The sequence below is a fragment of the Kitasatospora mediocidica KCTC 9733 genome (assembly GCF_000744225.1).
Classification (GTDB): domain Bacteria; phylum Actinomycetota; class Actinomycetes; order Streptomycetales; family Streptomycetaceae; genus Kitasatospora; species Kitasatospora mediocidica.
The window spans coordinates 37,671-50,775 of the sequence record NZ_JQLN01000004.1 but is presented as its reverse complement, the minus strand read 5'-3'; the positions used below and the strand labels follow the sequence as shown (position 1 = coordinate 50,775).

12 protein-coding genes are annotated in these 13,105 nt (G+C 72.5%); 3 read left to right on the top strand and 9 right to left on the bottom strand.

Annotation, left to right across the window (positions count from 1 at the left end; genetic code table 11):
• Positions 1 to 43 precede the first annotated feature (43 nt).
• Positions 44 to 475: a hypothetical protein gene (locus BS80_RS08150; protein WP_035795012.1), complete on the top strand. Its 432-nt coding sequence runs from the start codon at positions 44 to 46 to the stop codon at positions 473 to 475.
• 59 nt (positions 476 to 534) lie between these two features.
• Complete coding sequence (locus tag BS80_RS08145; protein WP_035795010.1) at positions 535 to 1,212, top strand: GAP family protein; 678 nt, start codon at positions 535 to 537, stop codon at positions 1,210 to 1,212.
• A 39-nt stretch (positions 1,213 to 1,251) separates the two neighbouring features.
• Here the strand turns inward: BS80_RS08145 and BS80_RS08140 are convergent, their stop codons facing one another.
• Positions 1,252 to 1,662 (bottom strand): hypothetical protein, encoded by a 411-nt coding sequence (locus tag BS80_RS08140; RefSeq protein WP_035795009.1) that lies wholly within the window; start codon positions 1,660 to 1,662, stop codon positions 1,252 to 1,254.
• A 226-nt stretch (positions 1,663 to 1,888) separates the two neighbouring features.
• On the opposite strand from BS80_RS08140, the gene BS80_RS08135 reads away from it, so the two are divergent.
• Positions 1,889 to 3,760, top strand: a complete 1,872-nt coding sequence (locus BS80_RS08135) for a galactose oxidase early set domain-containing protein (RefSeq protein WP_035795008.1) — start codon at positions 1,889 to 1,891, stop codon at positions 3,758 to 3,760.
• 284 nt (positions 3,761 to 4,044) lie between these two features.
• Here BS80_RS08135 and BS80_RS08130 read toward each other — a convergent pair whose 3' ends face one another.
• The 8 genes from BS80_RS08130 to BS80_RS08095 form a co-directional block, all read right to left on the bottom strand.
• Positions 4,045 to 4,527 carry an NUDIX domain-containing protein gene (locus BS80_RS08130; RefSeq protein WP_035795007.1) on the bottom strand — a complete coding sequence of 161 codons (483 nt, stop codon included), beginning with the start codon at positions 4,525 to 4,527 and terminating at the stop codon, positions 4,045 to 4,047.
• A gap of 463 nt (positions 4,528 to 4,990) precedes the next feature.
• Positions 4,991 to 6,190: a type III PLP-dependent enzyme gene (locus BS80_RS08125; protein ID WP_051966356.1), complete on the bottom strand. Its 1,200-nt coding sequence runs from the start codon at positions 6,188 to 6,190 to the stop codon at positions 4,991 to 4,993.
• Positions 6,191 to 6,231: 41 nt separating this feature from the next.
• Positions 6,232 to 7,191 carry an alpha-ketoacid dehydrogenase subunit beta gene (locus BS80_RS08120; RefSeq protein WP_035795006.1) on the bottom strand — a complete coding sequence of 320 codons (960 nt, stop codon included), beginning with the start codon at positions 7,189 to 7,191 and terminating at the stop codon, positions 6,232 to 6,234.
• Positions 7,188 to 8,183: a thiamine pyrophosphate-dependent dehydrogenase E1 component subunit alpha gene (locus BS80_RS08115; RefSeq protein WP_332262161.1), complete on the bottom strand. Its 996-nt coding sequence runs from the start codon at positions 8,181 to 8,183 to the stop codon at positions 7,188 to 7,190. Before BS80_RS08115 ends, BS80_RS08120 begins: the two co-directional genes overlap by 4 nt.
• Complete coding sequence (locus tag BS80_RS08110; protein ID WP_035795005.1) at positions 8,180 to 9,094, bottom strand: phytanoyl-CoA dioxygenase family protein; 915 nt, start codon at positions 9,092 to 9,094, stop codon at positions 8,180 to 8,182. The genes BS80_RS08115 and BS80_RS08110 overlap by 4 nt, the downstream gene beginning before the upstream one ends.
• Before the next feature lie 20 nt (positions 9,095 to 9,114).
• Entirely contained in the window at positions 9,115 to 10,101 is a 987-nt protein-coding gene (gene hppD, locus BS80_RS08105; RefSeq protein WP_035795003.1) for a 4-hydroxyphenylpyruvate dioxygenase, read from the bottom strand.
• Positions 10,102 to 10,174: 73 nt separating this feature from the next.
• The gene (locus BS80_RS08100) at positions 10,175 to 11,440 is read right to left on the bottom strand and encodes a beta-ketoacyl-[acyl-carrier-protein] synthase family protein (protein ID WP_035795001.1); all 1,266 of its coding nucleotides are present in this window, start codon (positions 11,438 to 11,440) and stop codon (positions 10,175 to 10,177) included.
• Positions 11,437 to 13,056 (bottom strand): class I adenylate-forming enzyme family protein, encoded by a 1,620-nt coding sequence (locus BS80_RS08095; protein WP_035794999.1) that lies wholly within the window; start codon positions 13,054 to 13,056, stop codon positions 11,437 to 11,439. The genes BS80_RS08100 and BS80_RS08095 overlap by 4 nt, the downstream gene beginning before the upstream one ends.
• Between the last annotated feature and the right edge of the window lie 49 nt (positions 13,057 to 13,105).

The following is a 13,105-nucleotide window of genomic DNA, read 5'->3' as shown; positions in this document are numbered from 1 at the left end:
GCCGCGCCGCGGCGAACCGAACGTCAGAAGGAGCGAACCGGCGATGAGGTTCTACACCGCGCGCCCCGGCCGGCGTTCGTACCGGCCCGTGACGGTTCGGCTGGCCGTCGACATCTCCGGCGTGCTGGCGTTCGCCGGCAGCGCCGCGCTCACGCTCGCGCTCGCCGCGGTCGGGGCGTTGCACCCGAACGGGTTCGCCCTCGGGGTCTTTGCCCTGTTCTGCGCCGCGCTCGGCCGGATCTCGCGTCCGGTGGCGGCGCCGCTGATCGCGGGGACGGCCTGGTGCTTCCTCAACGGCTTCGTGGTGCACCGGGACGCGACCCTCGGCTGGTCGGGGGCCGGGGTCGAGGCGGCCCGGCTGGGGCTGTTCGTGCTGGCCGGGCTGCTCGCCTCGCTGCCCGGGGCGCTGCCGAGGCGGCGGATCAGGGCCGAGACCTGGTCGCTCGTAGAGCTCGCTCGAAGCAGCCGGCGCTGACGGGGAGTTGAGGACGGCGCTGCTCGGCGTCGCTGGACGCGGTTCGAACGGAGAGCGCCATGGGCAACGCCATCGGCCAGATGCTGGCTTCGGCGGTCGGTATCGCCATCAGTCCGATTCCGGTCATCGCGATCGTGCTGATGCTCGCCACCGCGCGCGGACGCGCCAACGGCGTCGCGTTCACCCTCGCGTGGGTACTCACGCTGGGCGTGGTCAGCACCGTCGTGGTGCTCGCCGGTGACGGCGGGGGCGCCCACACCACCGGTGGTCCCGCGACCTGGACCTCCTGGGTCAAGCTCGCGCTCGGGGCGCTGTTCGTGCTGCTGGGGGTCAAGCAGTGGACCGGGCGGCCGAAGGAGGGGCAGGCGGCCGAGCTGCCGGGGTGGATGCGGACCATCGACTCCTTCAGCCCGGGCAAGGCCGCAGGACTGGCCGTCGTCCTGGCCGGGCTGAACCCGAAGAACCTCGTGCTGGCCGTCGGCGGCGCCCTGTCCATCGCCTCCAGCACCGCCGGAGCCGGCGGCAAGACGGTGGCCACGGTTCTGCTCGTACTGATCGGCTCGCTGTGCACGCTGCTGCCGCTGGGCGTCTACCTGCTGGGCGGCGAGCGCGCGGCCGGCACTCTGCAGTCCTGGAAGACCTGGATGGCCGCCCACAACGGCGCCATCATGACCGTGCTGCTCCTGGTGCTTGGGGCCAAGTACGTCGGCGACGCGCTCAGCGCGCTCACCGGCTGAGCGAGCACCGGTCCGGTTCGCGGTCCGGGTGGGGTCCGGTCAGCCGCCGGGGGTGTTCTCGCCCTGGGTGCAGGCGACGTAGAGGGTGAGGTTCGCGGGCTCGTACCGGTTGTGGTCCTCGGTCTGCTGGAACTTGCGGACGGTGACGATCCAGCCGCTGGCGTCCGCGTTGGGCCGGCTCTCCAACAGGTCGGCCGGCAGTGGGGCGAGGGTGTGGCCGGGCTGCGGGGTCAGGGCGTAGCCGCCGCTGAGGACGCTCTCCTCGGGCGGGCACATCAGGGTGTGCGGGGTGCCGTCGGCCCCGTTCGGGATGAGGTCGCCCGTCACGGTCTGCGGCTGGACGGCGCCGCGGGTGGTGCCGGCTGCCGCGCTGGTCGCGCCTGCGGTGCCGACGGCCAGCAGCGCCGAGGCCACCGCCGTGGCGACCGTTGCGGTACGGATTCTGGACATAGGGGTGCTCCTTCGGTTCGCGCCCGGGGGATTCGGCCATCACAACACGGGTCGCCGCGATCGCGGTCTCGACACGCACAGTGACGGCGTGTCGGCGGGATTTGAAGTGACTTCGGAAGTGTCTTGGCACGAACTGCTACGCAGAGTGTTGTAGTGGCTGCATAAACCCGTCGGTTGCGCGTCGGGCCGACCGGCCCGCCGCGCGCCGGACCCCCTAGGAGTGCCGATGACACGCAGACCCTTGTCAGGTCTACTGGCGGCCTGCGCCGCAGCTCTGGTACTGGCGACCACCACCGCCTCGGCCGCGCCCCCGCCCACCCCGCTCGCCGCCGATCGATTCGGCGAGACCGGTGGCCTGCGGATCACCGACGAGCAGGTGCGAGCCGAGCTGCGCCCCGGCGAGGTCGAGGCGTTCGGCCGCCCGGCCGCCGAGTCGATGGCGCGCGACCGGATCGGCCTGCGGGCGGTGCAGACCGACTATCCGCAGACCACCCGCACCAACCGGTTCAACGCGCTGACCGCCTCGCAGGCACAGATCAACGCCGGCTTCGACCCCGCACTGGTGGGCAAGTTCACGGACTACTTCCCCACGCCGGAGTTCGGGGCGCACATCGCTCTGCTGCCCACCGGCAAGGTCCTCGCGTTCTCGTTCGAGAGCGTCGAGGACAACCCACAGAAGGAGACCGCGCCCACCGATGTCATCGGCCGCCAGAACGCCGGCCGCGCCTATCTCTGGGACCCCTCGAAGGGGAGCGGCCCCGCGGCGTTCAAGGCGGTCCCGCCGCCGGTCGTCGACATGCCGGACGGTACGGGTCAGCCGCGGCCGGCGCCGTTCTTCTGCGCGGGCCACTCCTACCTGTCCAACGGCATGCTCGGCGTCTTCGGCGGCAACCTGGGTGGCAACGGCGGCACGGGCGCCAAGCTGGCCCTGGTCTTCGACCCGTGGACGGAGACCTGGCACCAGCAACAGGACCTGGCGGTGGGCCGCTGGTACCCGTCCGTGGTCACCGGGGCCGACGGCCGTCTGCTCGTCATGTCCGGCCAGTCCGAGCTGGGTTGGGGCACCCCGACGCCGCTCATCGAGCGCTTCCCCGCCAAGGGCGTCGACCTCTCCTACACGCCCGGCAGCATCCCGGACGGCCTCCCGTCGGACCAGTGGAAGACGGACGCCCCCTACCGGATGGACTACCCGCACCTCTTCTCGCTGCGGGACGGCAAGGTCTACGGCTTCGGCCGCGACTCCGACCAGCAGTGGACGTTCAACCCCGCCGACGAGTCCCGCGGCAAGCTGCCGGACCGCCCCGACGGCGGACTGCGCAACTACGGTGCCGCCGTCGCCCTGCCCGGCGGCACCGCCGGTCCCGACTCCGTCCTGATCCTGGGCGGCAACCGCAACGACCGCAACACCTACCGGTTCTCCAACGGCGCCTGGACCACGGACAGTCAGCGGGCCTTCGGCCGGACCCAGGACGACACGCTGATCCTGCCGAACGGCAACCTGTTCACCGTCAACGGCTCCTACGACATCCGCGACTACGGCAACGGCCCGTACAACCCCAACGCCGACCTCAAGTACCGGCAGACCGAACTGCGCGACGCCCAGGGCCGCTGGACCCTCGGCCCGGTGCAGCGCCTGCCGCGCGGCTACCACTCCAACGCCGTCCTGCTGCCGGACGGGCGGATCATGGTCACCGGCGACGAACTCCAGCAGATCGCCAACAACCCCGACATCAAGTCGGGCATGAACGGCACCATCGAGATCTACGAACCCCCCTACCTGCACCAGGGCCCGCGCCCGGTGCTCAGCAAGGCGCCCAGCCGCCCGTTGGGGTACGACTCGGCGTTCAAGGTCACCACCACCACACCGTCCCGGGTCAGCCGAGCCGTCCTGGTCGCGCCCATCACCTCCACCCACTCGGTGGACACCAGCCAGCGGCACCTGGAGCTCCAGATCACCGGTCGCTCGGGCAACAGACTGGAGTTGAAGACGCCGCCGTCGGCGCAGGCGGCGCCGCCCGGGTACTACATGCTCTTCCTGCTCGACGACGCCGGTGTTCCCAGCGAGGCCAAGTTCGTCCAACTCGCCCCGGGTTCCTGACCGTTCCCGACCCCTGACCGGCCCCCGCATGCCCCTGGCAGCTAGTGCCGCGTCAGGCAACCTTCGCCCCGTCGCGACGCCCGGCACGCACTCTCGCCGCACCGGCCGAATGCCCAAGTACGTCCAGTACGAGGACTTCCGGCCGGCACGCCGAGAGCACGCACCAGGGGGGCACCTCCCGGCCGAAGGCTGGGGGACCCGCTCCTAGACGGGCAAAGGTTGCCCGACGCGGCACTAGCCCTGCCGGGGGCGCGCCTGGTGGCGGCCGGGCGTTATCGCGAGCGTTATCGGGCGACCAGGGCGCGCGGGTCCACGTCGCTGTCCCAGCCGTGGGTGGAGAAGCCGCGGCCGCCGTCGAGGTAGGCGGTGAGGGCGGTGTGCGAGGTGGGGAACATCGGGGACGGTAGATCGGTGGCGTCCCTCCACACCACCGCGAGGTGCTTGTCCGGCTCGGTGTTCGTCAACTCGCCCTGCCAGGAGGTCGTGGCGAAGACCGAGAGCAGGAACGGCCCCTTGCCGTCCCAGCCGGCCCTGACCTGGACGGTGTGGACCAGCCGCAGCTCCTGCGGCGGGACGACAAGCCCGGACTCCTCCAGCAGCTCGCGGGCGGCGGCCTCGTCCAGGCGCTCGCCCTCCTCGACCTTGCCGCCGGGGATCGTCCACACGGGGGTCTTGGTCCAGCTCTCGTTCGCGTAGTGGAGGCAGGCGACCTGGCCCGTCCTCTCGTTGTGGACGATGACGGCCACGGCCTGGCGAAGGGACTGCATTTCGGAACTCCAACCGGTAGGCGGCAGAGAGCCGTTCATCGAACGGTCTTCGGTCGCGGAGCGTGGTGAGCACGGTGAACCGCCCGTTCGCACCCGCCGAATCCCCAAGTGGATTCATGGAGAGGCGAGTTGGTGGATGTGCTGCGGGCCGGAAGGGTCCGATGATGGTGCTGTTCGAGTGCCGTGTTCAAGCGGATTGGCTCCGGGCGAGCCCGGGTCGAATGGGGACGTTTCGAGCACGCCCTCGGCGCCGGACAGGGACCTCTGCGGACGGTTGCGGCGGGTGGTGGGCCGGGGGTGGAGTCCAGCGCGCATGCGGCGAGAGCCCGTTCGAGTGCTGCTGTCGTGCCGCTGTCGAGGTGTCCCGGACGCCGGGGTGGGTGCGGAGAGCACGCGGCGCGAAGCCGTCACCGGGATTCACTCGTTCGGCGGGTGAGGTGCTGTTTTCGGGGTCCGTTCGACGTCAGCCGGGCAGTACCGTGTACGGCAGTGGGGCGAAGCCGTTGAAGCCCTGGGTGAGGTAACTGACGGCGTACGCACCGCTGGAGAGGATCCACACCGGGTCGCCGGAGGCCAGCGCCCGGGGCACCGGTATCCGGCCGGTCGTCTGCCCGTGCGGGAAGGTGTCGTCGCTGTCGCAGGTCGGGCCGGCCACCACGGCTGGGACGTACTCCGGGTCCGGGTGGGTCGGGAAGACCAGCCGGTACTGCACCTGGTCCATCTCGTAGAGGCCGTTGAACTTGCCGCAGCTCAGGTAGAGCCAGTACTGCCGCTCGCCGTCCGGCTGCTGACGGGAAGTCAGCCGGTAGACGTGGGCCCGGATCGCGCCCTGGTCGGCGACCAGGTGGCGGCCGGGCTCCAGGAGGAAGTCCAGCTCGCCGCCGTGCAGTTGGCGTAGCTGGTCGATGCCCTCCCGGAGGACCGGGAAGATCTCGTCGAGCGGCGGGTCGAGGGCGGTGCCATGCCGGTCGACGTACCCCAGGGCGGGCAGGCCGCCGCCGAGATTGATGTGGTCCAGCCGGATCCCGTGCTGTCCGAGCTCGGCCAGCACGTCGCCGAGCAGCTCGAAGGCCGCCACCCAGGCCTTGGAGGTCAGTTGCTGCGAGCCGACGTGGACCGAGAGCCCGGCGGGGGTCAGCCCGGCCTCCCGGGCGGCCGTCAGCACCCGGACGGCGTCCGCCGCCGAGCAGCCGAACTTGCGGCTCAGTCCCCAGAGCGCGCCCTCGCCGCTGGTGGCGAGGCGGCAGAACACCCGGGAGCCCGGGGCGTGTTCGGCGATCGCGGTGATGTCCGAGAGGCTGTCGGTGGCGAAGTCCCGGATACCCAGGCGGTACGCCTCGGCAATGCCCTGGTCGGATTTGACGGTGTTGCCGTAGTGCACCCGGCTCACCGGTACGCCGGTGCGCAGGGCCTGGGTGATCTCGTTCGGGCTGGCCGCGTCGAAACCGGCTCCGAGCGTGGCCAGTTCGGCCAGCACCTCGTCCACCGGGCAGGCCTTCATGGCGAACCGGACCTCGACGCCCGGCAGTTCGGCCACCAGGTCGGCGTAGCGGCGGGCGATACCGGCCAGATCGTAGAAGATCCGGTCCTCGGTGGCCGCTGTCAGGGCGGCGCGCAACGCGGTTGTGAGCGAGCGGAGTTCGGTCCTGGTACTGCGGTTCACCGAGCCGGGTCCTTGTCGTGGGTGGTGCTCCGGACGGGGGGCTACTTCATGACGGCGCGCAGGGCCCTTCGCAGTTGGTCGCGGTGGGGTTGCAGGGCGCGGTCGAGCTGCGGGGCGAACGGCAGCACGGTGCCGTCCGGCCGGGTGATCCGCCGGGGCGGGGCGACCAGACGCATCTCCTCGGCCGCGGTGGCGAGGACTTCGGCGCCGATGCCGCAGCTGCGGTTGGAGTCGTCGATGACGACGAGGCGGCCGGTGCGTTCCAGTGAGGCGGCCAGGGCCGGCCAGTCGAAGGGGTGGAGGGTGCGCGGGTCGAACACCTCGACGGAGATCTCCGGGGCGAGTTCCTCGGCGACGGCCAGCGCGTCGTGCACCAGGTGGCCGACGGCGACCACGGTGACGTCGGTGCCCTCGCGGTGGATCCGGGCGCAGCCCAGCGGGATCGGCGCGAGCTCCCAGGTGACGGTTTCGCGCACCGGCAGGGCGGCGGCCGGGGCGAACACGATCACCGGGTCCGGGTCGGCGATCGCCGACCGCAGCAGCCCGTAGGCGTCGGTGGGGGTGGCCGGCACGACGGTCTTCATCCCGGCGTGGGCGAAGAGGCTGTACGGGTGGTCGGAGTGCTGTCCGGCCCAGCCGTCCCGGGAGCCGGAGCCCGGCACCAGGCAGGTGAGCGGGACGCCGGTCTGGCCGCCAGTCATCAGGGAGAACTTGTGCGCCTGGTTGACGAGTTGCTCGAAGACGAGGAAGAGCAGCGAGGGGATCTGGAACTCGATCACCGGCCGCCGTCCGGTCAGTGCCGCGCCGATCGCCATCGAGGTGAAGGCCTGCTCGGAGAGCGGGGTGTCGACGATCCGGCCCGGGCCGAAGCGGTCCAGCAGGTTGAGGGTGGGCCCGGCCATTCCGGCGCCGATGTCCTCGCCGAAGACGCAGACCGCCGGGTCCTCGGCGAGGGCGTCGGTGAGCGCCCGGTTGAGTGCCTTGGTGTAGGAGAGCCTCATGCCGTCGACCCCGCTCGCGGGCGCAGGCCGTCGGCGTAGAGGTGGTCCAAGGCGCGCTCCGGATCGGGGTGTTCGGATCCGAGGGCGAACTGCTCGGCGGCGGCCAGCTGTTCGCGGACCGAGGCGTCCAGCTTCGCGGCCAGGCCGTCGGGCAGCAGTGCGGCGGCCCGCGGCAGCGGGTCGTGCTCGCGCCAGTCGGCGATCTCCTCGGCGGTGCGGTAGTGCAGTTTCATCAGCCGCTCCATGGTGTGGTGCCCCTCGAAGCGGTAGGTGCGGCACTCGAGGAAGCCGGGGCCGCCTCCGCCGCGCGCCCGGGTGACGGCTTCGGTGGCGGCGCTGCGGACGGCCTCGGTGTCCATCCCGTCGACCTCGGCGGCCGGGATCCCGAAGGCCGCGGCCCGGCCGGTGGCGCTGCCGGCCACTGCGGTGGCGGCCGGCAGCGTGGTGGCGTACCCGTTGTTCTCGCAGACGAACAGCACCGGCAGCTGCCACATCGCGGCCAGGTTGAACGATTCCAGCAGGACGCCCTGGTTGAGCGCGCCGTCGCCGAAGAACGCGACGGCGACCCGGTCCTCGCCGGCCTGCCGGGCCGACCAGGCGGCTCCGACCGCGATCGGGCCGCCCGCGCCGACGATGCCGTTGGCGCCGAGGATGCCGAGCGAGAAGTCGGCGGCGTGCATCGAACCGCCCCGGCCCTGGTTCAACCCGCTGGTACGGCCCAGGAGTTCGGCGAGCAGCCGGTCCGGTGCCGCGCCCTTGGCCAGGACGTGGCCGTGGCCTCGGTGGGTGGAGGTGATCCGGTCCTGCGGGCGCAGCGCGGCGCAGACCCCGACCGCCACGGCCTCCTGCCCGATGTACGGGTGGATGCCGCCGGTGATCGCCCCGGACCTGACCAGGTCGAGCGCGAGTTCCTCGAAGCCGCGGATCAGTCGCAGCATCCGGTAGCGCCCGGCGGGTGAGCCGAGGCCGGCTGAGTCGGCGGGGCTGGTCACAGCTCTCCCCGCCAGACCACCGGGCAGATCTCCGGGTCCGCGTAGTCCGGCCGGCCGTCGGCGGTGCGACGGACCACCACGTCGTGGTTGTACGAAGCCGGGCTGCCGTCGGGGCGGGTGGCGTGGCGGTACTCGTTGGCGCCGTCCTGCAGGTGCAGCGATATCGCCCGGCGCGGGGTGTCGGCCAGGTTGGCGCCGCTGCCGTGATAGGTGCGGCAGTGGTGGAAGCTGACGTGCCCGCGCGGGATGACCACCGGCACCTTGCGCACCTCCTCGCCGTTGTGGTGCGCGTTGGCGGTGAGGATCGACTCCAGCTCGGAGCGGTCGCGCTGGGCGAAATGCCGGGTGGAGTCCTCCCCGGAGGGGAGCTCCTTCCAGCGGTTGCTGCCGTCGACCATGGTGATGGTGCCGTTCTTCTCCCCGCAGTCGTGGAACGGGATGAAGGCGGTCAGCATCCGTTCGGAGGACGAGGTGTGCCAGTAGTGCTTGTCGAAGTGCCATGGCACCTGGTTGGAGGGCTCTTCGGGCACCGGCGGCTTGAAGATCAGGGTCGACTGGAAGATTCGGATCTCCTCGGTCCCGGCGAGCAGCGCGGCGACGGCGCCGACCAGCGGCTTGCGCAGGATCGTGGCGATCGCGTCGCTCTCGTGGTGCACGTAGTCGTTGTGCCGCTGGACCGGTCCGTGCGAGGGGTCCCAGGAGGCCAGGTTCGGCGGACGGACCGCGAGGGTGCGGTCGCGGTGGCCCTCGTAGTACTTCTCGGTGGCGGCCTGGAGGGTGTCCAACTCCTCGTCGGTGAACAGCCGGTGGGAGAGGTACCAGCCGTGCTCGCGGTAGCCGGCGATCTCCTCGGGCGTGGGCAGCAGGGCGCGCTCGGCCTCGGTCAGGACGAACTCGGGTGCGGTGGTCATGGGGTGTTCCTCCTCGGAGTTCAGGCGGAAGCGGCGGTGCGCTGGCGCTCGACGGCCTCGTAGAGGGCCTTGATGTTGGCGGTGCCGAAGGTGCCGGCGCCCTGGCGCTCGATCACTTCGAGGAAGAAGGTCCGCCGCGGGTGGGTGGAACGGGCGAAGATCTGGAACAGCTGGCCGCCGTGGTCCTGGTCCACCAGCACGTCCAGTTCGCGCAGCGTCCCGACCGGGATCGCGGTGCCGCCCAGGCGCTCGGCCAGCCCGTCGTAGTAGGTGGAGGGGGTGGAGAGGAACTCCACGCCGCGGGCCCTGGCGGTCAGGACGGCGGTGGCGATGTCGTGGGTGCGGAACGCCAGATGCTGGACGCCCGCGCCGTCGTGGTCGGCGAGGAAGGTGTCGATCTGTCCGGCGCGGCGGCTGGTGTCCGGCTCGATCAGGGTGAACGTGACGTCCCCGGACGCGCTCTGCACCACGCTGGAGTCCATCGCCTGCTCGCCGACCTCGATGTACTCGCCGAAGATCCGGTGGAAGCCCAACGCGGCCTCGCAGAACCGTACGGAGTCCGCGAGTTGCCCGGCGGGGACGCAGACGGCGACGTGGTCGAGGGCGTCCAGCAGCTCGCCCGGTGCGGTGGGCGCGTCCTGGAGCGGCACGAAGCGCAGCGCGGTGTCGCCGAAGCCGGCGATCAGGCCGCCGGCCCGGTCCAGCACCACGGCGCCGTGCCGCTCGGCCCGCTCCAGCGCGGCCCGCGGGTCGGCGCAGCCGAGCGCCAGCGCGGCCACGCCGTCGCCGTGCCGGTCGACGTAGCGGGCCACCGGGTGGTCGGCCGCGTCGGCGGAGCTGAGCCGGAGTCGGATGGTGCCCTGGTGGACATGGATGCGGCGCTCGCCCGCGACCGGGACGGGCTGCTCGGCGTCGGGCAGGAAGCCGAAACCGGTATGGAGGTCGGCGGCGGTCTGCGCGGCGTCCGCGCAGTGGTACTCGACATGGGTGATCGTCTGGATGGACAACGGAGCTCCTGGCAGAAGGAGTTGAGAGCGGAGAGGCGATGCCGGGGCGGGGCGCGCGGCAGGCGGCGGCGGTCTACTTGGCGGTGCGGGTGGGCGTCGGCCCGAAGATCAGGCTGGTGTTGTGGCCGCCGAACGCGAAGGCGTTGCTCAGCGCGGCCCGCAGCTCGACGGGTCGGGCGGCGCCGCGGACGTGGTCCAGGGCGCAGGCCGGGTCGGGCTGCGCCAGGTTGAGGGTCGGGGGCAGCAGGCCACGGGCCACCGTCAGCGCGGTGACGGCGGCTTCCACCGCCCCGGCGGCGCCCAGCAGGTGGCCCGTGGCGCCCTTGGTGGAGCTGACGGCCGGGCCGTCCGCCCCGAAGACGGCGCGCAGCGCGGCGCTCTCGGCGGCATCGCCGATCTTGGTGCCGGTGCCGTGCGCGTTGACGTAGCCGATGTCGGACGGGTCCAGGCCCGCGCTCGCGAGTGCGGTGCGCATGGCGTCGGCCGCGCCCTCGCCGTCCGGGCGCGGCATGGTCGGGTGGTGGGCGTCGGTGGTCGAGCCCCAGCCGATCAGCTCGGCGTACCCGGCCGCCCCGCGGGCGTCCGCGTGCTCGGCGCTCTCCAGCACCAGGACGCCGCTGCCCTCGCCCAGCACGAAGCCGTTGCGACGGGCGTCGAACGGCCGGCTCGCCTGCGCCGGGTCGTCCCAGCCCTGGGCCAGCGCACGGGCGTTGGTGAACGATGCGGCGATGGTCGGGTGAAGGGAGGACTCGGTTCCGCCGCACACCACCACGTCCGCGTCGCCGGCCCTGATCAGCCGCAGCCCCTCGGCCACCGCCTGGGCGCCGGCCGCGCAGGCGGTCACGATCGTGGTGCTGTAGCCGCGGATCCCGTGCTTGATCGCGACCCGGGCGGTCGCCATGTTGGAGAGCATCCCGGGCAGCAGGTAGGGGCTGACGCCGGGCCGGCCGCGCTCCAGCCGTCGGTGGGACTGCTGCTCGAAGGTCTCCAGACCGCCGCCGCCGGTGGCCAGCACCACCGCGGTACGGCGGGCGTCGACGTCGCGGCCGACCACCAGTCCGGCGTCGGCCAACGCGTCGTCCGCGGCCGCCATCGCCAGCAGCACGAAGCGGTCCACGCAGCGGGTCTCGGGGGGCGGCAGCACCTCCCGGCCCTCGATGTGCGGGGCGATCCCGGCGGCGGGAAGCCAGCCGTGGGCGCTGTGGCCCTCCGGCACGGCGACGATGCCGCTGTGCCCGGCGGTCAGCGCCTCGAAGACCTCGGCGGGCTTGCGGCCCAGCGGGGTGACCAGGCCGATGCCGGTGACGACGGCTCCCGGCCTGCGCGCGGTCCGGGTCATCGGCCGGCCACCGAGGCGAGGTAGCGCTCGCGCAGCAGGACCTTGCGGACCTTGCCGGTCGGGCCGAGCGGGATGTCCTGCGCGGCGACGACCAGCACCGAGCGCACGGTGGCGGCGGAGTGCTCGTCCAGGGCGGCGACGACGTCCTTGGTGCGGTCGACGGCCGGGTCGGCGCCGTCCGCGAGGGTCAGCAGCACGTCGGTGACCACCCGGCCGCCGTCCTTCACCGCGACGACCGTGCAGTCCAGGACGCCGGGGACGCGGGCCAGCACCCGTTCCTCCGACATCGCGGTGTACAGCCGCCTGCCGTCGCCCAGGTCGACCGAGTCCACCAGGCGGTCGACGTGGTAGTAGAAGCCCTCCTCGTCCCGGTACATCAGGTCACCGGTGAGGAACCGGCCGCGCAGCCGGGTGCGGTAGGTGGTGACCGAGTCGTTCCAGTAGCCGAGCGCCAGGGTCGGTGAGGCGGTGGCGAGTTCGCCGACCTCGCCCGGGCCGAGCGGTTCGCCGTCCGGGCCGACCACCTCGCAGTCCACGAAGGTGTGCGGACGGCCGACGCAGCGGCCGTACTTCTCGGTACCGGGGGCGTGGGTGATGAAGAAGTGCGAGTGGCCCATCTCGGTCGAGCCCAGACCGTCGACGAACACCGAGCCCGGCTCGCGGCCGCGGCCCTGGCGGGTGACGGTCTCGCGCGAGCCGGTGGCGATCAGCCGGCGGATGTGCGCCTCGTGCGCGCAGTCCCCGGTGTTCCACCAGAACGCCACGGTGTCGAGCCTGCGGGCGGCCAGGTCGTGGCGGGCCAGGTCGGCCCAGGTGGCGGCGAAACCGATCACGCCGCGTGGCTGCCAGCTCTCGACGGCGTCCAGCACGGCGGCACCGGACTGCTCGGAGAGCAGGGCGAGTTCACTGTGCTCGGTGAGTGCGAAGTTCACCGCGATGAGAGTGGCCGCGTGCGGGGCGGGCAGGGCGCTCAGCATCCGGTCCGACCCCTGCGGGCGGGGCAGCGAGGCACGGTGGCGGATCGCCGCGTACAGGCTCGCGTGCGAGTGCACCACGGCCTTCGGCATGCCGGTGGTGCCGGAGGAGTGGGTGATGGCCACCGGGTCGTCCGCCGCGTGCCGGTACGGCTCGGGCGCCGCGTCGGGGTCGCCGGAGCCGAGCTCGGTGGCGTCGGCGAGGACCGGGGCCACCGGGTCGTACCCGGCCAGCTCGGCCCGGTGCTCCGGGTCGGTGAGGATGCCGACGGCGCCGAGCCGGGCGATGTAGCGGGCCGCGCGCTCGCCCTCCACCCTGGGGTTGAGCAGCGCCGGGACGGCGCCGAGGCGCGCCAGCGCGAGGAAGGACAGGACGTGGTCGGCGGCGGCCGTCGCGTACACCACCACCGGGTCGCGCCGGCCGACCCCGAGCGCGTGCAGCGCGGCCGCCCTGGCCCGGACGGCCCGGTCGACCTCGCGCAGGGTGAAGGGCTCCCAGGCGGCGTGGCCGTCCACCGCGGTGTCGAAGGTCAGCAGCGGGTCGTCCAGACCGATGCCCAGGGAGACTCTGCTGGTCAGCACGTTTCCTGCGCCGACGTCCGGATCGCTCGCCAGAAGGCTGCGGATACTGCGGATGCTCACGGTGATGGATCCCTCTCGTGGTGCTGGCCGTGCTGGTACGTGTGCGGTG